Origin of the sequence: Streptomyces gilvosporeus, from assembly GCF_002082195.1 — a bacterium.
GTDB classification, from domain to species: domain Bacteria; phylum Actinomycetota; class Actinomycetes; order Streptomycetales; family Streptomycetaceae; genus Streptomyces; species Streptomyces gilvosporeus.
Map to the genome: position 1 here is coordinate 8,035,241 of NZ_CP020569.1, position 20,296 is coordinate 8,055,536.

Annotated in this window: 17 protein-coding genes and 1 pseudogene; 12 read left to right on the forward strand and 6 right to left on the reverse strand. The window is 69.8% G+C overall.

Going from position 1 to position 20,296, the window contains the following annotated elements:
• Positions 1 to 45: 45 nt before the first annotated feature.
• Positions 46 to 240: pseudogene (locus B1H19_RS35480) on the reverse strand (RNA polymerase sigma factor); the annotation flags it as partial.
• Positions 241 to 272: 32 nt separating this feature from the next.
• On the opposite strand from B1H19_RS35480, the gene B1H19_RS35485 reads away from it, so the two are divergent.
• On the forward strand, positions 273 to 800 hold the full coding sequence (locus tag B1H19_RS35485) for a LysR family substrate-binding domain-containing protein (protein WP_237289693.1): 528 nt from the start codon (positions 273 to 275) through the stop codon (positions 798 to 800).
• Between the two features lie 27 nt (positions 801 to 827).
• On the opposite strand, the gene B1H19_RS35490 is transcribed toward B1H19_RS35485, so the two are convergent.
• The gene (locus B1H19_RS35490) at positions 828 to 1,877 is read right to left on the reverse strand and encodes an HD domain-containing protein (RefSeq protein ID WP_237289695.1); all 1,050 of its coding nucleotides are present in this window, start codon (positions 1,875 to 1,877) and stop codon (positions 828 to 830) included.
• Positions 1,878 to 2,262: 385 nt separating this feature from the next.
• Between B1H19_RS35490 and B1H19_RS35495 the strand changes: the two genes are divergently transcribed.
• The 6 genes from B1H19_RS35495 (at position 2,263) to B1H19_RS35520 (ending at position 9,288) form a co-directional block, all read left to right on the forward strand.
• Complete coding sequence (locus B1H19_RS35495) at positions 2,263 to 2,952, forward strand: WXG100-like domain-containing protein (RefSeq protein ID WP_237289697.1); 690 nt, start codon at positions 2,263 to 2,265, stop codon at positions 2,950 to 2,952.
• Positions 2,949 to 3,761, forward strand: coding sequence for a hypothetical protein (locus B1H19_RS35500; protein WP_083108971.1), 813 nt, complete (start codon positions 2,949 to 2,951; stop codon positions 3,759 to 3,761). The genes B1H19_RS35495 and B1H19_RS35500 overlap by 4 nt, the downstream gene beginning before the upstream one ends.
• 31 nt (positions 3,762 to 3,792) lie before the next feature.
• Entirely contained in the window at positions 3,793 to 4,665 is an 873-nt protein-coding gene (locus tag B1H19_RS35505; RefSeq protein ID WP_083108972.1) for an SUKH-4 family immunity protein, read from the forward strand.
• Positions 4,662 to 6,800, forward strand: coding sequence for a hypothetical protein (locus tag B1H19_RS35510; RefSeq protein ID WP_083108973.1), 2,139 nt, complete (start codon positions 4,662 to 4,664; stop codon positions 6,798 to 6,800). Before B1H19_RS35505 ends, B1H19_RS35510 begins: the two co-directional genes overlap by 4 nt.
• A 35-nt stretch (positions 6,801 to 6,835) precedes the next feature.
• Positions 6,836 to 8,545: an SUKH-4 family immunity protein gene (locus B1H19_RS35515; protein ID WP_083108974.1), complete on the forward strand. Its 1,710-nt coding sequence runs from the start codon at positions 6,836 to 6,838 to the stop codon at positions 8,543 to 8,545.
• Positions 8,546 to 8,703: 158 nt separating this feature from the next.
• Entirely contained in the window at positions 8,704 to 9,288 is a 585-nt protein-coding gene (locus tag B1H19_RS35520) for an HAD family acid phosphatase (RefSeq protein WP_083108975.1), read from the forward strand.
• A gap of 42 nt (positions 9,289 to 9,330) precedes the next feature.
• Here the strand turns inward: B1H19_RS35520 and B1H19_RS35525 are convergent, their stop codons facing one another.
• The 3 genes from B1H19_RS35525 to B1H19_RS35535 all read right to left on the reverse strand — a co-directional run bounded on the left by B1H19_RS35525 (position 9,331) and on the right by B1H19_RS35535 (position 14,783).
• On the reverse strand, positions 9,331 to 10,479 hold the full coding sequence (locus B1H19_RS35525) for a baeRF2 domain-containing protein (protein WP_083108976.1): 1,149 nt from the start codon (positions 10,477 to 10,479) through the stop codon (positions 9,331 to 9,333).
• Positions 10,480 to 10,591: 112 nt separating this feature from the next.
• Entirely contained in the window at positions 10,592 to 12,322 is a 1,731-nt protein-coding gene (polX, locus tag B1H19_RS35530) for a DNA polymerase/3'-5' exonuclease PolX (RefSeq protein WP_083108977.1), read from the reverse strand.
• 70 nt (positions 12,323 to 12,392) lie between these two features.
• Entirely contained in the window at positions 12,393 to 14,783 is a 2,391-nt protein-coding gene (locus B1H19_RS35535; RefSeq protein ID WP_083110074.1) for an ATP-binding cassette domain-containing protein, read from the reverse strand.
• Positions 14,784 to 14,976: 193 nt separating this feature from the next.
• Between B1H19_RS35535 and B1H19_RS35540 the strand changes: the two genes are divergently transcribed.
• Positions 14,977 to 15,432, forward strand: coding sequence for a helix-turn-helix domain-containing protein (locus tag B1H19_RS35540; RefSeq protein ID WP_083110075.1), 456 nt, complete (start codon positions 14,977 to 14,979; stop codon positions 15,430 to 15,432).
• 10 nt (positions 15,433 to 15,442) lie between these two features.
• Complete coding sequence (locus B1H19_RS35545) at positions 15,443 to 15,859, forward strand: VOC family protein (RefSeq protein WP_083108978.1); 417 nt, start codon at positions 15,443 to 15,445, stop codon at positions 15,857 to 15,859.
• A 75-nt stretch (positions 15,860 to 15,934) separates the two neighbouring features.
• On the opposite strand, the gene B1H19_RS35550 is transcribed toward B1H19_RS35545, so the two are convergent.
• The gene (locus tag B1H19_RS35550) at positions 15,935 to 16,945 is read right to left on the reverse strand and encodes a hypothetical protein (protein ID WP_159028217.1); all 1,011 of its coding nucleotides are present in this window, start codon (positions 16,943 to 16,945) and stop codon (positions 15,935 to 15,937) included.
• Here B1H19_RS35550 and B1H19_RS35555 point away from each other — a divergent pair.
• From B1H19_RS35555 to B1H19_RS35565, 3 genes are all read left to right on the forward strand, one after another.
• Positions 16,935 to 17,585, forward strand: a complete 651-nt coding sequence (locus tag B1H19_RS35555; protein WP_083108980.1) for an LPXTG cell wall anchor domain-containing protein — start codon at positions 16,935 to 16,937, stop codon at positions 17,583 to 17,585. The two genes, B1H19_RS35550 and B1H19_RS35555, sit on opposite strands and share 11 nt — an antisense overlap.
• A 164-nt stretch (positions 17,586 to 17,749) precedes the next feature.
• On the forward strand, positions 17,750 to 18,805 hold the full coding sequence (locus tag B1H19_RS35560) for a LuxR C-terminal-related transcriptional regulator (RefSeq protein ID WP_083108981.1): 1,056 nt from the start codon (positions 17,750 to 17,752) through the stop codon (positions 18,803 to 18,805).
• An 88-nt stretch (positions 18,806 to 18,893) separates the two neighbouring features.
• Positions 18,894 to 20,174, forward strand: coding sequence for an aspartate aminotransferase type Ic (locus tag B1H19_RS35565; RefSeq protein WP_083108982.1), 1,281 nt, complete (start codon positions 18,894 to 18,896; stop codon positions 20,172 to 20,174).
• Positions 20,175 to 20,296 lie beyond the last annotated feature (122 nt).

Genomic DNA, 20,296 nt, shown 5'->3' on the forward strand with positions numbered 1-20,296 from the left:
CGCACCAGGTGCCGGGGCAGGGAGGCGCTTGCGAAGTCGGGACCGTCAGTCTTCGTTCCGGTCATCGTTGCCTCCGGGAGCTGGGTGTGGGCCAGGTGTGGCACGGAGCGTGTGCCGAACCGCGGCGCGGGCTCGGTGCAGACGCGATTTCATCGCTGCCGTACTGAGGCCCAGCGCATCGGCGACCGTCCGTCCGCTGTGACCCTGAATGTCGCGCATGATCAGCACCCGGCACTGGTCGGGTAACCGACCCCGGGCTGGAGTTTCTCCCCTTGTGGCGGGACACGCTGCTGGCGGCACTGCCCGCCGGCCACGATCTCGCGGCACACGAAACCATCGACCTGGCCCGGCTCGCCGGGCTGCCGTTGCGGCTCTCCCCGTCCTCCCGCAACCCGGCCCTGCACGACCTGGTCATGCGTTCCTGCCGGGAGGCCGGCTTCCAGCCCGTACCCGGACCGGAGTTCACCAACGACCAGGACACCCTCGCGGCCCTCGCGCACGGCAAGCCGTCCTGGACGGTGTTCTACGCCTCGCACGCCGGCCAACTGCCCGTACCCGGCGTGGTCTTCCGCCCCCTGCGCGCCCCCGCCCCCGTCATCCGGACCTACCTCGCCGTCCGACCGACCCCACCCCGCGCCGGGCTGCGCACCCTGATCGAAGCCTGTTATGCCGTTACGGAGACGGAGACGGAGACGGAGACGGAGACGGTAACGGAGGCGGAACCGGAGGCGGAATCGGAGGCGGAGGGTCGGGAGAACCCGGGTTCGTGTACCTCCTCGTCGGACAGGAGGCGGCGCTGACGGTGCATCAGCCCTCCGTCTCGACAGTCAGCTCCACCAGGCGTGAAAGGTCGTGGGCAGCGCCCTCAGGGCATCCAACTCCGCCGCCAGCTCGGGCGCGGCCGTTTCCAGTCGCTGCCCTTCCACCAGCGGCGCGGAGCTGTAGATCTTGCGCAGTGAGTAGTTCCAGGCGGTGCGATCCCTGGGCGCAGATCCGGTCCTGACGCGCAACCGGTGCAGCTCGTACCGGACCATGGCGCTCTCCGGTTCCGTGCGGGCGCAGGCGTCGAATGCGGACCACAGCTGCGGATCCGTCATCCGAGCGAGCCGGGCCGGGGTGAGGGAGGTGCTGTCGAGCAGTCGGCAGGCCAGGCGGCGGACCACCGAGGCCGGACCCACGCTGTCCCACGAGGTGTGCAGCCGTGCTTCCCCGCAGATCAGGTGGACGAGGGAGGCGGCGGTCCCGCGGTCGGCCGACACCGCGGCGTCCCTGATGTCGAGTCGGCTCAGCAGGACGGCGGGATCGGTGTCGAGACGTCCGGCGGCACGCCCGCTGCGCACGAAGGAGTCGAGATGGTCGAGATGGAGCAGGCCCGAGCGGTTGGTGAGGGGCGAGCGCGGATGCTTGTCGAGTGCGGCCGTGACGGCCTCGGTGCGGAACCCGTGCTTCTCCAGCACAGGACGGATCGGGTCGGTGCGCAGGAGCTGTAAGCCGATGGCGTGGTGGTCGAGGCCGGAAAGGCCCTCGAAGGTGTGGCTCAAGGGGAGGTGGCCGATGTCGTGCAACAGCGCCGCGACCCGCAGAAGTTCGTCGTCCGGACGGAAGTGCGCGGCCAGCGCGAGGACACCGAGGGTGTGCTCAAGCCTGGAGTACGACTGCAAGGTGCTGACCGTCGAGGCCCCTCCGTGCGCGACGAAGTGCAGGCGCCGTAGCGGTTCGGTACGCAGCAGGCCGACTTCCACGGGGTTCAGGCGGACGGGGATCCGCCACAGGGGGTCGGTGAACGTGGCGGTCAGGCCCATCACGTTGGTCGGCACGGACCATGCGTCGGTGTCCCCGGTGGCCTTTGGCGAGTTCGGATCCTTTTGGCTGTCCATCAGGCCCACTCTAGGGCGGGCGCGGACGCCGGGGTGCCGACCGATTTCTGCTACAGGCTTGGTACATAGGCACTGTGGCGTTGCTGTGGGGCGGCGCGAGACAATGGGTGCACGGGTCCGGTCGCCGACGAAGGCCATGGCCCTCTCCCGTTATCCGTTACACATAAATACGCTTGTTACGCTTCCGGTAGCACGTGCCCGGTGGCATCCCGTCCCTTCCTCGGCGCGTCCGGGGAATCGGGCTCGGGACGCAACCGGGGAGGTACTTGTTGCGTGAGGTTCAGTGTCGGTTAGCTGGAGCGGCGTGCCGTCGTAGGCACGGTGCGAGATGCGCAGAGCAAGGGGAAGTGTGGCTATCGAATTACCGGACGGGCTGGTCTGGGTGATGGACCTGCTCGGTCTGAACTGGCCCCAGGTCAACGAGGACAAGGTCCGCGAGTTCGCCGGCCACGTGCGGGAGTTCGCGTCCAACCTGGAGAAGTCCCATGGGGCGGCGAGCGACAGCATCAAGCAGATGGGGGAGCACTACCAAGCGGCTTCGTACGATCAACTCGTCCAGCAGTGGTCGCAGATGTCCTCCAGCCATATGACGGAGCTCGTGGACGTGTGCAACACGGCCGCTTCGGTGCTGGACATCGCCGCGGTCGCCATCGTGGGCGCCAAAATGGCGGTGATTGCCGAACTCATCGTCATGGCAGCCGAGTTCATCGCGGACCAGGCTGCCGCCATCGTCACCTTCGGATTGGCCGAGGCGGCGGAGGTCGCCTTGATCGCGGCCACGAAGAAGATCGTCGATGTGATCCTGAAGGAAGTGGAACAGCGGATCATCGGCGAACTCGTCGGGCAGGCGACCCAGCCATTGCAGCAGGCCGTCGAAAAGGCGGTGAGCGGCCTGGTGTTCAAGGGGGCGGAAAAGGCTCTTGGGGTCGCCTCGGGCGGCGGTGCCGGTTCGGGGTACACGATCCACCCCGACGAGCTGCTCACTCACGCCTCGAAGTTCAAAAGCCATGCGGAGGACGTCGCCGGACACGCCGCGAAATTCGCCACGGCCACTGAAGGGATGTCCTTCAGTTGACGCACCCCATAGCCAAGGCGCTGGAGGACGCGGCCGGCAGCATCACCAAGGCCGTGTCCAAGGACGCGGCCGGAGCCGTCGGCGGCCTTTATCGCAAGACGGCCCACGGCGCCGAGCAGGTGGCGAAGAACGTCGCCGAAACGGAGGCCAAGCACAGCAAGGACTTCTCCGCGCTGGCCAAATCCGGAGAGAAGTCCGGCGGCGGCCCCAAGCGCCGCGCGAGCCGATCGTCGTCCGGATCCGACGCGGGAAGCCCTCCGCCGAAACGGCCGCGGAAGGAGGGCAAGTACCCGCTGCCGTCGAATGCCGAGCGCAACCCCAAGCAGACCGCCACGAAGGTCGACCCGAAGACTCACGACCTGGCGCAGAAGGTGAACGACCGGCGCAAGGCGGACGGCGACCGCTCCAAGAAGAACTACGCGGCCTTCGAATGGGAGGACGAGCACGGTCAGAAGCATGTGGAGATCGGGCACAGCGACGGGACGCATTCGGAACGCGTCGTCGGCGTGCCCGTGCTCGACCGCCAAAAGCGGCTGGCCGAGGAGCGGGATAGCGCGATAGCGGAGGGCCGCGACCCCGGCCCGGACCGGAAGATCAAGGTCACGCGTATCTATTCGGAACGTGATTTCTGCAACCAGCGGTCCCCCAACTGCAATGACTGGACTCGGCATTATTTCCCGGATGCCGAGCGGAGCTACGCTGTTGAATATGATCACCACACGCCGGGGTCGAAGAAACAGGGAAATCGTGATCTGGAAGACCACATCCGATGGGTCTTCGGGGACAAACCCATCAAGCGGCGAAGCTGACGTACGTATGCACATGCAGAGGAGCGCCTGAATGACCACGCCCGCTTCCGGACGTCGCGGGGGGTTGCCGGCACGCCGCTGGAGTTCCGCACGGCTCGAAGGACTCGGGGTGCCCTCGCCCCTTCGGGATCTGCTCGCCGCATCGGGACTGCCGGAGACGGTCGGTCCGTACTTCAGCGCCGCCCCCGAGCCCCTGCCCCTCACCCGGTACGCGACCGAGGCGCGGCTTCCCCAGCCGTTCGGGGAGGTGCGTGGGTTCTGGTACCTGGGCGACGACCGCGCCGAGCAGATCTGCTGCGCCCCGGAAGGCGAGGTCGTCTCGACGTCGTGCGGGGGAACGCATCCGACGCGCCTCGTGAACACCACCGTACGCACCTGGCTGTCCTGCTTGGCCGAACTCGGCCGGCTCCTCCAGGACCTGCTGTCCGACCCGGTCAGCCCGGACGCGGAGGCCGCCGTCGCCCGATTCCAGGAACGCCTCACCGCCCTCGACCCCGAGGCGATGGCGGACGAGGAGCACTGGTGGCCGCTGCTCACCGATGACCTCCGACTCACCACCTCGGTCGACTCCTCGGGCATCTTCGAGTTCCGTACGGCCACGGGAGCGGCGCGGACGGTCTCCGGCTACACCGTCCCCGGACAGGGCCATGCACTGCGGCGTCTGGGCGGCGAACTGCTGAAGCGCGGCATCGCGCCGGAGCGGGTCACCCGGGCCCATGCCGATCTCGAACCCTGCGCGCTGCCCGGCTGCTACTGCGCCGAGTGGCTGGCCACCACCTTTCCCGGAGCCGAGGTCACCTACAGCTTCGGTTACGGGCCCAGCGCCGCCGATCGCGAGGCGGGCATCGGGGAGCTGGTGGCCTTCATCGAGGATGCGGGCGACGAGGAGGAGTCGAAAGAGTGACCGACAGCGATTTCCCTTTCGGGCGGCAGGCCGTTGCGGACGCTTTCCGGGAATTCGTGAAGGGGGCGCCCGACGGCGGCACGTTCTATGTGACGGGATCCCCCGGCAGCGGCCGCAGCACGCTGCTCACCTGGCTGTTCCTCCTCAGCCAGGCGGATCGGGACGACAGTGGAACGGATCGGGACGAGGGCCAGGCGGATCAGGGCGACGAGGGGACGGGCGAGCCCCGGTCCGGGCCGCTCTTCCATGCGGCGCTCGGTGCGCGGGGCCGCGGCGTCGATGACCTGGCGGTGGCCATCGGCGGGCAACTCGGTTACGAGACCGCCACCGCCGCCGAACTGCTCTCCGTCATCGCCATGGACAAGCGCCCCGTGTGCGTGGCCGTCGGCGACTTGGACGAGGCAGGAGCCGTGCCGGACGAGCGGCACACGGCCCGCCTCATCGAATCCCTGCTGGCCCCCATGGCGCGGCTGCCCAACGTACGGCTGGTGACCGAAGGCACACAGAAGTGGGCCCACCACTTCGAGGACTGCGTCGTCGTGGACGTCGACACCGCCGAGTGGACCGATCGCACGGCCTTCGACCGGTACGTCGCCGCGCTGTGCGCCTTCGTTCCGGAAACGGAAACGGAAACGGAAACGGACCAGGAAACCGAAACCGGCCCGGAGCCGGGTGGCGCACAACGGGACGTGTTCGCACAGACGGTGGCGCAGGCCGCCTACCCCAACTTCCTCCTCGCTCAGCTGCTCGTTCTGGACCAGGTCTCCGCGGAAGCCGAAGCGGAACCCCTCGGCGTGGACGTACTGCCCGGCGGCATCGATGTCGAGGGTGCGGTCGCGCGGCACGTGGACCGGCTTCGCGCCGAGTCTCCCGTAGTGGCCGACGCCCTGTACGCCCTTGCGCTGGCCGGTCCGGCCGGGCTCGGCGGGCGCCTGTGGCGCCTGGCCACCGCTGCCGTGGCGGGACGCCGGATCGATGCGAGGGAGTTCGCCACGGCGGTCGAGCTGTCCTGGGTGCTGCTCCAGCCGGACCACGACGGACCCGGCGGTTCCGGTGCGTCGGGGAGCCACTTCGCCCTCCGCCACCCCGCCATCGCCACCGCGCTCCTCGCCCGCCGGTCCCCGCAGGCGGAGCTGCAGACGCGGCGCACGCTCGTCCACTCCTTGGCCGCACAGGTACCCGTCGAAGCAGTGGGCGGCGGACCGGTGGACGGGGAACCGGCGGAGGGGGGACCGGTGGTCGAGGGACCGCCGCGCCCGCTCTGGCAGCGGAGCGACCCGGTGCTGCTGTCGGAGCTGCTGAGGCACGCATCCGCCGTTCCCAAGGCGCTCGGGCCGTTGCTCGTCTTCCCCGAGGTGCTGCTCAGTGCGGACCTCGAAGAACTCCGCACCGTACTCGACTGCTCCGACGAGCCCGCCGCCGCGGCCCTGCGCCCGGTGGTCGCCCTCCTGCACCCGGTGTCGCGCGAGCAGCCGGCCCGACTCCAGGTCGCCGCGGTCCAGCACGGCCTGAACGATCTGGCGGCGGCCGTCGAGTCCGCCTACGAACGGCTGCCGTTCCGCGCGCTGCGCCTCCTTCCGGGAAGAGGCGAGGCGGAGGGCGCAGCCGCGCCCGTTTCTCCCGATCCCTCCGTTGTCCCGGCGCCGCCCGAGGTCGCACTCACCGAGACGGGGGGCGTGGAGGTCGGTCAGGGGCACGGCGATGCCCGGACCCTGCGATGGACGCTGCACGGGACGCCGTGTACCGCCGCGCGGGCCGAGCTGCTCGACGGTGTGACGGTGGTGGCGGTGGCCGACCGCGAGGGGCTGCTCCAGGTCCGCAGCGCGGACGACGGGCGGCTCGTCCACCCGATCGTCCGCGCCGACGAACCCCCGGAGCTGCTGTGCGCCCTCGCGGGGGCGCCGGACCCGCTGAGCGTGTGCGCGGCGGCCGACCGGCTGTGGGTGGTGCGGCTGGCCGACGGGTCGACGCTCGCCGAGCTCCGCTTCGGCTCGAACATCGCGGCCGTCCGCCGTGCCGCCGAGCACGAACTCGACGTCGACCTCGGCGGGTTCGGCATCCGCCTGTCCTTCGACCTCGCCGTACTGCGCACGCTCGCAGGGGCGACGCCCACCACCAGTGGCGCCGGGTATTAGGCTCGGCTGACCCGACGTTCCGTCCTGGAGACACGATGACCTCGCCGTTCACCCCGCTGTGGGCCCGTCTGAGGCCCTCCGACGACGCCACGCCGCGCACGTGGACCAGCTGGCCCGGCCCGGTGATCGCCGCGCAGACGGCCCGCCATGGAAGCCGGACGGTGTACGGAAGCGTCAGCTTCACCACACCCCACCGGCTGCACCTCGTCGACGCCCGCACCGGGGAGAAGGTGGCGCCCCCGGTCCTCTGCGACGCCGGGCAGGACACGTTCTCGCTGGTCGCCGGCCCGGAGGCGCTGGTGGCCGGCGGAGCGCGCGACATGGTGGAGCCCCTGAGCGGTGTGCGCCGCTCGTATGAGGCGAGTGAGGCGGACGAGGCGGGCGCGGGTGACGCGGACAACGTCGGGCCGGTCGCCGCCGTCGTCGGCTCGGACGAGCCCGTGCTCGTCACCGTCCATCCGTTCCAGAGCATCGCGTTCTGGGATGCGACCGCAGGCGACCGTCTCGCCGTCGTGCCGCTGGACGCCATGAAGAGCCCGGAGCGTCTGTGTGCCGGTGTCGTCGGCGGCCGGCTGCGGGCCGTGGTCGGCGAGGGGGCCGAGCTGTGCACCTATGCAGCGGACACCGGCGGCGTCGTGGCGCGCTGGACGATCGCTGACGAGGCGTCAGAAACGCGGATCGTGCGGATGGTCTGGGCCCAGGGGGCGGCCGGTGCACCGGCTGTCGTGCTCACCGCGGACACGGGGTCGCGCCTGCGGGCGTGGTCCCCGGACACCGGTGAACAACTCGGCGAGGCGTGTCCCCTCCCCGACCGGCCGTTGCACCTCAGCGCCGCCGTCCTGCACACGCAGGGCGGTGAGGTCCCCGTCGTGGCCTGCGCCTACGGTGACGGGGTCCAGCTGCTGCGGACCGACACCGGGCGCGTTCTGCTCGACCTCCGGCCGAGCGCCCGCACCCGCACCGCGCACCTCACCTCGGACGGACTGCTGCTGCTCGGCACGCTCGACGGCCCGGTCGCCCTCCGGCTCGACACGGAGCGACTGACCGCCGGACCGGGCCACCAGGCCGGGCACGACACCGGGCACGATGTCGCCGTCGACCTCGATCTCGACCTGGACGCATGGCAGACGGCCGCTGTGACCGACGAAGACGGATCGCCCGACACCTCCGACCACCCCTCGCACGCCGACCTCGTGGACCTCTGGGGCGCGGACCAGGTCATCCTCCTCGCGGAGGACCAGGTCGGTGCGGACATCACCGGCCCGAACCGGGACATCCTGTGCCGCGTCGGCCTCCCCCTCGCGCCGCTCCCCGGTCTGACCCTGGACCAGGACCTGGCCGAGGACGGTCCGGCCCCGCTGGAAGAGGTCGGCGTCGGTCCGGCGGACCCCGACGACCCCGATGCCAGATACGTCCCCGAGGGGCTGGACGGCTACTACTGGCTGGGCAGCTGGCACGACGACGACCTGGTACTCAGCCCGACCGGGGCGGTCGAAACGGTCGGCGCCGAGTCCGATTACCAAGAGGCCCTGCCGGTCAACTCCGGCCTCGCGGCCTTCGTTGCCTTCGCCTATCAGTACGCGGTCGCCGCGCTGTGCCAGGAGCCGGAGTACGGCACCGAAGCCCAGGAGGAGCGCGCCGAAGCACTGGAACACCGCCTACGCGCCGCCGACCCCCTCGCCTTCGCCGAGCACGGTTCGGAACACTGGGCCGACGCCCTGAGTGATCTGGCGGCAGGCATGTGAGTCGGCTCGGAAGACGCGGCCCGCACCCCAACACGGCTACGACGTCGAGGACTTGACCGATGGTCACGTCCCGGCAGGAATTCTTCTGGATCGCCGCCCCGGGTTTAACCTCCGTTAACCGACCACCCGTTCGATGGGACGGAAAGGAGGGGTGATACATGCTCAAGCGCACACGGATCGCCGCGGTGTTGGCCTCGACGATGTGCACGGTGGCTGTCGCACTGCCCAATGTGGCGCAGGCCGCGGCCCGTTCGGAGGCGTTGCCCAGCAAGAGCGAGTGGCTGGCCGATGTCGCGCCCGTCGCGTCGGACCTGCGGGACTACTTGGGGCATCGGCTCGCCGGTGTTCCGGCCGGGCAGAAGCCCGCGATCGTCCTGGACATCGACAACACCTCGCTGGCGACCCACTACGACCCGGGCCGGCCCGTCCAGGCCATCCTGGACGCCGTCCGTTACGGCCAACAGCACGGCGCGGCGGTGCTGTTCGCCTCGTACCGTGACGCCGATTCGCACGACTCGACCGTCCGCGAGCTGACCTCGGCCGGCTACACCGTCGACGGCCTCTGCCTCAAGCCGGCCGACGGCAGCCCCGGCAAGGCGGAGGTGAAGCTCGGCTGCCGGAAGAAGTACGAGGGCGAGGGGTACACGCTGATCGCCGACGTCGGCAACCGCAGCACCGACTTCGAGGGCGGACACTACGAGAAGGGCTTCAAACTGCCCGACTACGACGGCGCGTTGAGCTGACGCGGGCGTACGCCCCCGGACGTACGCCCCCACCGCGCCGCCTCACGCGTTCCAGCGCAGTACGGCGCCGAGGCCGCCCGCCGGGCCCGGGGTGCCCGCGGGGACCAGGAGGACCTCGGCGTCGGCCGCCGCGGCGGAGCGGAGGAGGGCGTCGTCCGCACGGGCCCGTTCGGGCTTGGTGACGCCCAAGGCCCGGGCCTCGCCGCGCTGTACGGCGACCTGGTCGACACCGGGGCCGATCCAGACGTCGCGGCCCGCGTCGGGTGCGTCCTGTCCGAGGAGCAGGGTGCCCACCTGGTGGCTGCGGGCCGCGTCCACGACGGCGGGCACCCCTTCCGCCGCTTCTCCGGGGTGGCTGTCGACGCCGCGCGCACCGTGCTCGCCGGGCCGGCCGCGTCCGGCACGGAAACGGCCCAGAGCCTCGTCGAGGCGGGCCTGGGCATACTCCGCGCACGCCCGCGCGATCTGCTGGTCGAGCACGCTCCGGGAAGCGCCCGCGGACCTGCTGCCGTTCTCGGCCTCGACGGTGACGGCCCGGAGCGGCTCGGGCAACCGGTTGTGCACGGCCCGGCGCTCGCGGGGGTCGCCGGTCAGGACCAGCAGCTGTGCGCCGCTCTCGGGCCACTGCCGGGCGAGCTCGCCCGCGATGATGTCGGCGGTCTCGTTCCGGCTGTTCTCGACCTTGTTCCGGTAGTGCCATTCGTACCGGTCCCCGGGGACGCTGCGGTGCCCTCGGCCCCGCCCCTCCTTGCCGTGCGCCGTGGCCACGGTCCGGCTGCGCTGCGCGTCACGCAGCTCCAGATCGGCGCCGGTGTGGTCGATGTACGCGACCAGGCACGTCGGCTCCTCGCCGATCAGCCCGGGAAGGGGGGCGATGTGCGGCAGCAGGGACCAGGTCGCCTCCGTGCCGACCGGGGGCACACGGAGCGGAAGGTCGAGGACGACCTCGGCACCGGCGGCGAACAGGGCCCGGCCGGGAGGCGCCCCGGAAACCGGCTCCTGCGCCAGCCGTTCCGCCACCGCCCGGCAGGTATACGGGTCGGCACCCGCGTCGATGAGCTGCGAGGCGACGGAGCGTTGACGGAGCTTCTGCTGTGTGAGCGCGTCCTCGGTCGCGCGGGTGGTGTCGATGTACACGGAGGCCCAGGGGCCCAGACGGTCGAAGAGCGGCTTGAGAAACGCGAGTTCCATGATCTTCCCTCGGTTCGGGGCCGGTTTCGCGAACGGTTTCGAGGATGGTGAGGACGACGAGGTCGGGGCCGGGGCACTGTCACGGATCCCTCCGTACGGAGTCGGGCCCGCCTTACGGAGCCGGGCCCTCCTTGCGGAGGAAACGGCGCAGGCGCGCCAGGGGCCAGGTGTTGACGACCTCGTCGGCGGTCAGCCAGCCCCGCTGCGCGGTGCCCACGCCGTAGCGCAGGTACTCCAGGTGGAGCGGCGCATGGGCGTCGGTGTTGACTGCGAACTTCACGCCGTACCGCTTGGCGCGCAGGATGTGCTCGTCGCACAGGTCGAGCCGGTCGGGATGGGCGTTGATCTCCAGCGCCGTCCCGGTGCGGGCGCAGGCGGCGAACACCGCGTCGAGATCCATGTCGAGGCCCGGCCGTCTGCCGATGAGCCGGGTGGTCGGGTGTCCGATGATGTTGATCTGCGGGTTCTCGCAGGCGGTGACGAGCCGACGGGTCAGGGCGTCCCGGCCTTGGTTGAAGTGCGAGTGCACGGAGGCCACGCAGAGGTCGAAGTCCCGCAGGAACTCCTGCGGCCAGTCCACCGTCCCGTCCGGGCCGATGTTGAGCTCGGTGCCGTGCAGCAGCCGCATCTTCCGGTGCCTGCCGTCGAGTTCGCGTACCCGCTCGCGCTGGGCCAGCACCTTCTCGTCGGTCATCCGCTGCATGGAGAGATTCGGGGCGTGGTCGGTGATCGCGTAGTAGCGCAGGCCCCGCCGGGCGGCGGCTTCCACCATCTCCTCCAGCGGGGCGAGGCCGTCGGTGAGGTCGGTATGGGTGTGCAGGTCGCCCCTGATGTCCGCCTCGGTGACGAGGTCCGGCAGGTCGCCGTGCAGCGCCGCGGCGACCTCGCCGCGGTCCTCGCGCAGCGTCGGCGGGATCCAGAGCAGACCGAGCCGGGCGTAGACCTCCTCCTCGGTCCCCGAGACGATCTTCTTTCCGCTCCTGGCGTGGAACAGGCCGTATTCGGAGAGCTTGAGCTTGTGGTGCACGGCCATCTCGCGGGTGCGGATGTTGTGCGCCTTCGAGCCGGTGAAGTACTGGAGCCCGGCGCCCCAGGAGTCGGGCGGCACGACCCGCAGATCGATCTGGAGGCCCTTCGTGGTGCGGATGGAGGTCTTCTTCGTGCCGTGGGCGATGACCTCGGCCGTGCTCGGCAGCCGGGTGAAGGCGTCCATGAACGGGGCGGAGCGGCCGGCCGCCACGAGGATGTCCACGTCACCGATGGTGTCCCGCATACGGCGCAGCGATCCGGCGTACGCGCAGCGCTCGCAGCCCGGCAGGGCGGACAGCTCGGCCACGATCTCCTCGGCGACGTCCATCGCGGCGTTGACCGGCACCCGGTCGCCCGCGGCCTGCATCAGGCCGATGCCGTGCCGGATGTTCTCCTCGGTCCTCGGGCCGAAGCCCTTCAGATCGCGCAGCCGCTCCTCGTCCAGGGCGTCGATCAGCTCCGGCACCGAGGAGATGTGCAGGTCCTCGTAGAGCGCCATGGCCTTTTTGGGGCCGAGAGTGGGGATGGCCATCAGCTGGCGCACGCCCGCGGGGACCTTCGACCGGACGTCCTCCACGGCGGGCATCCGGCCGGTCCGCAAGTACTGGAGCACCTTGTCGGCGATGGACCTGCCGACGTTGGGGATCTCCCGCAGGCCCGCGGCGTCGAGCTTCGACACATCGGCGTGGTGGCCGCCGATGGCGCGTGCGGCCTTCTCGTAGGCGCGGGCCTTGAACGCGTCTCCGCCGGTGATCAGGACGAGGTCGGCGTACTCCTGGAGCAGCGCCTCGACCTCCTCGTTGGGCCGGACCACACGGCCATTTTAGTGCGGGCCGGTGCGGCGGGCCTGGTCCCCGGCCCCGGCCCGCCGCGTCCCGCCCCGCTCAGGCGCCGACGTACGCCGCGAGGTGCTCGCCGGTGATGGTGGAGCGGGCGGCGACCAGGTCGGCGGGTGTGCCCTCGAAGACGATCGTGCCGCCGTCGTGGCCGGCGCCCGGGCCGAGGTCGATGATCCAGTCGGCGTGCGCCATGACCGCCTGGTGGTGCTCGACGACGATGACCGACTTGCCGGAGTCGACGAGCCGGTCGAGCAGGCCCAGCAGCTGCTCGACATCGGCGAGGTGCAGGCCGGCGGTCGGCTCGTCGAGGACGTAGACGCCGCCCTTGTCGGCCATGTGCGTGGCCAGCTTGAGGCGCTGCCGCTCGCCGCCGGACAGCGTGGTGAGCGGCTGGCCGAGGGTGAGGTAGCCGAGCCCGACGTCGGCCAGCCGCTGGAGAATCCGGTGGGCCGCCGGTGTGCGCGCCTCACCGGCGGCGAAGAACTCCTCGGCCTCGGCCACCGGCATCGCGAGCACCTCGCTGATGTCGCGGCCGCCGAGGCGGTACTCCAGCACCGACGCCTCGAACCGCTTCCCTTCGCACTCCTCACAGGTGGTGGCGACCCCCGCCATCATCGCCAGGTCGGTGAAGATGACACCGGCGCCGTTGCAGGTGGGGCAGGCGCCCTCGGAGTTGGCGCTGAACAGCGCCGGCTTGACGCCGTTGGCCTTGGCGAACGCCTTGCGGATCGGGTCGAGCAGCCCGGTGTACGTCGCCGGGTTGCTCCGCCGCGAGCCGCGGATCGGGGTCTGGTCGACCGACACCACACCGTCGTCGGACGGTATCGACCCGTGGACGAGCGAGCTCTTGCCGGATCCGGCGACGCCGGTGACGACGGTCAGCACCCCGAGTGGGATGTCGACGTCGACGCTTCGCAGGTTGTGCATCGTCGCGCCGCGGATCTCCAGCGAGCCGGTGGGCTTGCGCACCGTCTCCTTGACGGCGGCCCGGTCGTCGAGGTGGCGGCCGGTGACCGTACCGCCGGTCCGCAGCCCCTCGACGGTGCCCTCGAAGCAGACGGTGCCGCCCGCCGTACCGGCACCGGGGCCGAGGTCGACGACGTGGTCGGCGATCGCGATCACCTCCGGCTTGTGCTCCACGACGAGCACCGTGTTGCCCTTGTCCCGCAGCCGCAGCAGCAGGTCGTTCATCCGCTGTATGTCATGCGGGTGCAGGCCGATGGTGGGCTCGTCGAAGACATAGGTGGTGTCCGTGAGCGAGGAGCCGAGGTGGCGGATCATCTTGACGCGCTGCGCCTCGCCGCCCGACAGCGTGCCCGACGGCCGGTCCAGCGAGAGGTAGCCCAGGCCGATCTCCACGAACGAGTCGAGGGTGTGCCCCAGCGCGCTGAGCAGCGGCGCGACCGAGGCGTCGGTCAGGCCGCGGACCCACTCGGCCAGGTCGCTGATCTGCATCGCGCAGGCGTCGGCGATGCTGACCTTCTCGATCTTCGACGACCGGGCCGCCTCGGTGAGCCGGGTGCCCTCGCAGTCGGGGCAGGTGGTGAAGGTGATCGCCCGGTCCACGAACTCCCGGATGTGCGGCTGCATCGCCTCCCGGTCCTTGGAGAGCATCGACTTCTGGATCCGCGGGATCAGCCCCTCGTAGGTCATGTTGATGCCCGCGATCTTCATCCGGGTCGGTTCGAGGTGCAGGAAGCTGTGCAGCTCCTGCTTGGTGTACTTGCGGATCGGCTTGTCCGGGTCGACGAGGCCGGATTCGGTGTAGAGCCGGTAGTTCCAGCCGCCCGGCTTGTAGCCGGGGATGGTGAGCGCGCCCTCGCCCAGCGACTTGGAGTCGTCGTAGAGCCGGGTGAGGTCGACGTCGGTGACCGCGCCCCGGCCCTCGCAGCGCGGGCACATACCGCCGGTGATGCTGAAGGAGCGACGCTCCTTCACCTTCTGTCCGCCGCGCTCCACGGTGACCGCGCCGGCTCCGCTGATCGAGGCGACGTTGAAGGAGTACGCCTTGGGTGGCCCGATATGCGGCGTGCCGAGCCGGCTGAAGAGGATGCGCAGCATCGCGTTGGCGTCGGTGGCGGTGCCGACCGTGGAGCGGGGGTCGGCACCCAGCCGCTGCTGGTCGACGATGATCGCGGTGGTCAGCCCCTGGAGCACATCGACCTCGGGCCGCGCCAGCGTCGGCATGAAGCCCTGGACGAAGGCGCTGTACGTCTCGTTGATCAGCCGCTGCGACTCCGCGGCGATGGTGTCGAACACCAGGGAGCTCTTGCCCGAGCCCGAGACGCCGGTGAACACCGTCAGCCGGCGCTTGGGGATCTCGACGCTGACGTCCTTGAGGTTGTTCTCGCGGGCGCCGTGCACACGGATCAGATCGTGGCTGTCGGCGGCGTGCGGGGCGGGCGTCTGCGTGTCCTTACCCGTGGTCCTGGCCATGCGCATGGTGTCTCCGTGTCCCCATCGGTGAGGCGGGCCGCCTTGACGGTCCCCGTCGGCGTCGCCTGGATCGACCTGGCCCGGCCAGGTGTGATCGCGGCTACGGTCGCTGACCACGATAACGACGGGGTCTGACAACGCGGCGCGATGCCCGTAATGGGGCGGTGTTCGCCGCCGTGCGATGCTGGTGCGCGTGACGCTCGAGGATCTCGTAAGGCTCCGCCGTGCACGGGACGTGATGGACCGCGACTATGCGCAACCGCTGGACGTCCCGGCGCTGGCCGGTGTCGCCCTCATGTCGCCCGGGCACTTCTCCCGCAGCTTCCGCGCCGCCTTCGGCGAGACGCCCTACAGCTACCTGATGACGCGCCGCGTCGAGCGGGCCAAGGCGCTGTTGCGGCGGGGCGACCTCAGCGTGACGGAGGTCTGCTTCGCGGTCGGATGCACCTCGCTGGGGTCGTTCAGCTCGCGTTTCACCGAGCTGGTCGGCGAGAGCCCGAGCGCCTACCGGGCCCGCGGCCACGAGACGGGCGCCGCGATCCCGGCGTGCGTGGCCAAGATCTTCACGCGGCCGCTCAGGAACGGCCGGCCGTCCGGCACCGGCGAACCGGTCAGGATCGGAGAAGCGGAATCCACCGCGGCCTCGTAGCGTCGGAGGCATGGACATCAAGCTTGCCACGTGTTTCATCGCAGTCGACGACCATGACAAGGCGCTCGCCTTCTACCGCGACATCCTCGGCCTGGAGGTGCGCAACGACGTCGCGTTCGAGGGGATGCGCTGGGTGACCGTCGGGTCGCCCGCTCAGCCGGGCGTGGAAATCGTCCTCGAACCGCCGCTCGCCAACCCCAACGCCTCGCCGGACGACAAGCAGGCGATGGCGGAACTGCTGGCCAAGGGCATGCTGCGGGGGGTGATCTTCTCCACCGACGACGTCGACGCCACCTTCGAAAAGATCCGGTCCGCCGGCGGCGAAGTCCTCCAGGAGCCGATCGACCAGCCCTACGGCGTCCGCGACTGCGCCTTCCGCGACCCGGCCGGCAATATGCTCCGCTTCAACCAGCCCCGCACCAGCTGACCCTGTTTTTCGCAAGCCCCCCGAGCCTGCTCGGGGGGCTCGGCCCACCCACGACACCTCAGTGAGCCCGACACCTCAGCGATCCGGATGCGGGTCCTTGAACCGGTCGAGTTCCCGGCGCAGGCTCCCGCCCTCCTCCAGCGCGCCGCGCAGCATCGCGGAGGGGTGTGCGGCGTGTCCGTCGAGGTGGTTGCGTTGGTTGACGAAGATGCTGCCGGTCCAGTAGTTGTCGGCCGCGTACATACCGCCTTCCGGCGCGTCCGGGTCGACGGCCCGGTACTGCCACACCGCGCCTTTGCCGTGGACTGCGGCCATCCCCACATACCAGGCGGCCACGATCCAGAACCGCTCTCCGCTCACGGCGTCGAACTCCTCGACGCTTGCGCATCGTTCACGCAGGACCTTCTCCATCAGGTCCATCGACGCGGGGTTGAAGACCCATGCGTACCGGTCGCCGCCGACCTCTTCCAGCCACCACTGGCGAAAGTCGCGCAGACATTCTCCGCGCCACTGGTCCACATCGTCCGCGTAGCGCACCGACTCCAGATCCCAGTCCCGGACCCGAGGGGTGGGTACCCGGTCCGGCCGCCACTCCGGACGCGCCTTCTGGTACTCACCGACCGCCTTGCGCAGCCGTCGCACCTCGCCGGTCACCACCCGACCCGTACGCTTCGTGAGCGCTCGCCGCGCGATGACGGCGGGATCGATCGCCTCCAGGCCGAGTGACGGATCGGGGACGACGACCGGTGCACCGTCGGTGAGTTCGCCGGCGGTGTTGTCCCATTTCCACCGGCCTCCGGCCTGGTTGAGGAGGACCTCACCGAAGTAGGCGGCGGTCAGGTCGGTGAGGATCGCCTGCCGCTCGTCGTCGCCGCCTTCCGCCGGACAGTAGGCGATCAGCTCCTTCTCCAACTGGGTCGCCGAACGACTGGAGTAGTCGTGACGGAAACCGGACGGCGTCCAGTGGCCGTTGAGGTGATCCATCATGTCGTGCAGCTGCTGTATCCAGTGATGCAGCTTGCGCGCCTCGCTCCCGGCGAGGGCGTCCTTGCCTGCCTCGTAGCAGCCTGCCTCGTTGGAGTCCATACCGGCCGACCCTAGCTCCGGTTGCCGACAATGCATCAACTTCCCTACAAATGAGGGGAGTTGGTGGCGCTGGCCGCTGCGCGGCAAGAACGCGAAGTGGACCAAGTACGACACCTACCAGCGCTATCTGAAGTCCTTCCGCGAGGGCGACTACACCTTCACGGACGAGGTCGGCGGCGTCCACTACAGCTACTCGGTGGGCGGAGTGGACTTCTCCAAGGCCCCCAAGCACAACATCACCAAGGCCCGCTTCACCGTCCAGCATCCGCGCCGGGACAAGACCACCAGCACCTCACGTCAGACCGAGGTGACCTACCGCAACACCAGCACCAGCTACCTCGGTGGGGGAGGCGCCACCCTCGACAACGGGGGAGACGGCAAACCCACTCCCACACCGACGCCGAGCACGCCCGGGCACCCCAGCACTCCGCCGGGCTCCCACACGCCCACTCCGGGCACACCGGCGCCGACCGGCGGGGGCGACCACGGTAAGCCGGCCGGTCCCGGCAAGGGCGGCGATCTCGCCCACACCGGATCCGACACCCCCATCGGCCTCCTCATCGGCCTCGCCGCGGCCCTCGCCGCGGCGGGTGGAGCCCTGATGTGGTGGATGCGTCGACGCCGGTCCGCACGGCCGTAACGTCTGCGTGGCACGCCGCTCCGCACCCGGCGGAGCGGCGTTGCAGAACGCGTCCACGACCTCCTCAAGATCTCCACCACCGCGAAGTTCATTGCCAATTCTTTATTGTCAGCACTGGCGTGGCCTTGGAGGATATGTTCAAGATCGGATAAGGAGTTGGGACCGTGCTGACTACGGGGGACGCAGGGCCGATGCTGGGGCTTGACCGCGATGGGGTGATATCAGGCCATCTGTTAGCCGCCCTCTACGCGCAGGCGGCGGCCCGGGAGAGCATTACCCGCCACGAACTCATCCGGCTCGCCGACGCCTCGTGCGACGAGGCGGGAAGGGCCATCGACAAGCTCTTACAACTGAGGGTGTTACGACCGCTGCCCGGGGAACCGCAACGGCTCGCCCCCGTTGCCCCGGCCACCGCGCAGGCTCAGTTACTGATGCCGAAAATCAGGGAGTTACGCGACCACCAGTCGATGATCAACGAGGCGAGCGCGCTGCTCGCCTGCCTGCTTCCCGTCTACGAACGCAGCGTCATGACGTCCACCCGAGAGCAGTTGCTGCATCGCCTCGAGGATGTGGAAGCCGTCCGGTCCACCCTGTTGGAGTTATCGGCCCGCGCAACCGACGAAATCCTGACTTCTCAGCCCGGTGGGCCCCGTCCCGAGGGCGTTTTGAAGGAGTCGACCGAGCGTACCGTACAGGTGCTGGATCGGGGCGTGCGCATGCGCACGCTCTATCAGTATACGGCACAGTTCCATCAGCCCACCGTCGACCATGCATCCTTGCTCATGGAGCACGGGGCCGAAGTCCGCCTGGTCACGGACGCGTTCATGCGGCTCATCGTCTTCGACCGTGAAGTCGCGCTGATCGAACTGCTCGACAATCCCGACGGGGCCCTGCTCGTCCGCGACGCGAACGTCGTCGACTTTCTGGCGCGGGCGTTCGAGCGGTCCTGGGACCGCGCTCTGCCCTTCGCGCACGCCCATGAACGCGACCAAGTGCTGCGCAGTTCCGAGGAGATGAAGACGGCGATCATCGAGCTCCTCATCGAGGGGTACGACGACAAAGTGGTCGCCAAACGCCTGGGCATCTCGCTGCGCACGTTACAACGCCATCTGGCTGAGGTGTTGCGCCGCATCGGTGCCAGCAACCGCCTGCACGCCGGCTATCTCCTGCGCGATCTCGACATCGTCCATGAGAAGTACGCTCGGCAGCACAACCCGTGAGCGGCCGGGCCGTTGCCGGTCAGCTGCGCCGCGGGCGGGCGCCGCCGCCGAGGGGTGCCCGTCAACACCGCCAACTCCGAAGGACATCATGACGACCACCTCTCAGCCCGCCGCGGCTGTGACCGCACTTCTCGACCAGGCGCGCCGCGACTATGCGGCCCTCACGTCCCAGGGCCTCGCGCTGGACCTGACCCGGGGCAAGCCCTCGCTCGCGCAGCTCGACATGGCCGCCGAACTCCTCCAACTCCCCGCGGATCGGTACCGGGCCGCCGACGGCACCGACTGCCGCAACTACGGGCCCCCGAAGAAGGGGCTGCGCGAGCTGCGCGAGATCTTCGCGCCCGTCCTCCAGGTCCCCGTCGAGCAGTTAGTGGCGGTCGGCAACTCCAGCCTGGAGCTGATGCACGACTGCCTCGTCCATATGCTGCTGAGCGTCGTGCCGGGCGCCGAGCGCCGCTGGGCCGATCAGGACGTCGCCTTCCTCGCCCCGGTGCCCGGCTACGACCGCCACTTCGCGCTGTGCGAGCGGTTCGGCATCGAGATGATCCCCGTCCCGATGACCGCCGACGGGCCGGACATGGACATCGTCGAGGACCTGGTGCGCTCCCACCCCAAGATCAAGGGGATCTGGTGCGTGCCCAAGTACAGCAACCCTGACGGTGCGTGTTACAGCGACGAGACCGCGCGCCGGCTCGCGACCATGGAGACGGCGGCCCCCGACTTCCGCATCTTCTGGGACAACGCCTACCCTGTCCACCACCTCACCGAGGAGGAGGTGGAGGTCGCCGACATCCTCACTGCGTGCACCGAGGCCGGGCATCCGGACCGGACGTTCGTGTTCGGCTCCACTTCGAAGATCACCATGGCGGGCGCGGGGGTGGCGTTCTTCGGCTCGTCGCCCGCTAACGTCGACTGGTGGATCTCGAACGCCGGCATCCGGTCCATCGGCCCGGACAAGGTCAACCAGCTCCGGCACGCCCTCTTCCTGGGCGACACCGACGGCCTGCGCGCCCATATGCGGCGTCACCGGGACATCCTGCGCCCCAAGTTCGACACGGTGCGGCGCATCTTCGCCCGTGAGCTGGAGGGCAGCGGGCTGGCGACCTGGTCGGACCCCAAGGGTGGTTACTTCATCGCGCTGAGCGTTCTCAAGGGGTGTGCACGGGACGTCGTGCGCCTGGCCAAGGAGGCCGGGATCGCCGTCACCCCGGCGGGCGCCACCTACCCCTACCGCAGCGATCCCGAGGACAGCGTCATCCGGATCGGCCCCACCTACCCCTCGCTGGAGGAGCTTGAGCAGATCGCCCAGGGCCTGACGGTCTGCGTGCGGCTCGCCGGATACGAGAAGCTGGCCGCCGAACAGAACTGAATGGGCGTCAGTAGCCGATCGACGGGCGTCGACGCGCACCGACGTACACGGCGGACATTCGCATAACGACGAACATCGACGAACACCGACGAACAAGGGCAAGGCCGGGTATCCACCCGCCT

Coding starts and splice junctions, on each gene's coding strand:
- B1H19_RS35490 (WP_237289695.1), bottom strand. CDS start 1,877: ATGGACAGCCAAAAGGATCCGAACTCGCCAAAGGCCACCGGGGACACC.
- B1H19_RS35495 (WP_237289697.1), top strand. CDS start 2,263: ATGGACCTGCTCGGTCTGAACTGGCCCCAGGTCAACGAGGACAAGGTC.
- B1H19_RS35505 (WP_083108972.1), top strand. CDS start 3,793: ATGACCACGCCCGCTTCCGGACGTCGCGGGGGGTTGCCGGCACGCCGC.
- B1H19_RS35515 (WP_083108974.1), top strand. CDS start 6,836: ATGACCTCGCCGTTCACCCCGCTGTGGGCCCGTCTGAGGCCCTCCGAC.
- B1H19_RS35520 (WP_083108975.1), top strand. CDS start 8,704: ATGCTCAAGCGCACACGGATCGCCGCGGTGTTGGCCTCGACGATGTGC.
- B1H19_RS35525 (WP_083108976.1), bottom strand. CDS start 10,479: ATGGAACTCGCGTTTCTCAAGCCGCTCTTCGACCGTCTGGGCCCCTGG.
- B1H19_RS35535 (WP_083110074.1), bottom strand. CDS start 14,783: ATGGCCAGGACCACGGGTAAGGACACGCAGACGCCCGCCCCGCACGCC.
- B1H19_RS35545 (WP_083108978.1), top strand. CDS start 15,443: ATGGACATCAAGCTTGCCACGTGTTTCATCGCAGTCGACGACCATGAC.
- B1H19_RS35550 (WP_159028217.1), bottom strand. CDS start 16,945: ATGGACTCCAACGAGGCAGGCTGCTACGAGGCAGGCAAGGACGCCCTC.
- B1H19_RS35565 (WP_083108982.1), top strand. CDS start 18,894: ATGACGACCACCTCTCAGCCCGCCGCGGCTGTGACCGCACTTCTCGAC.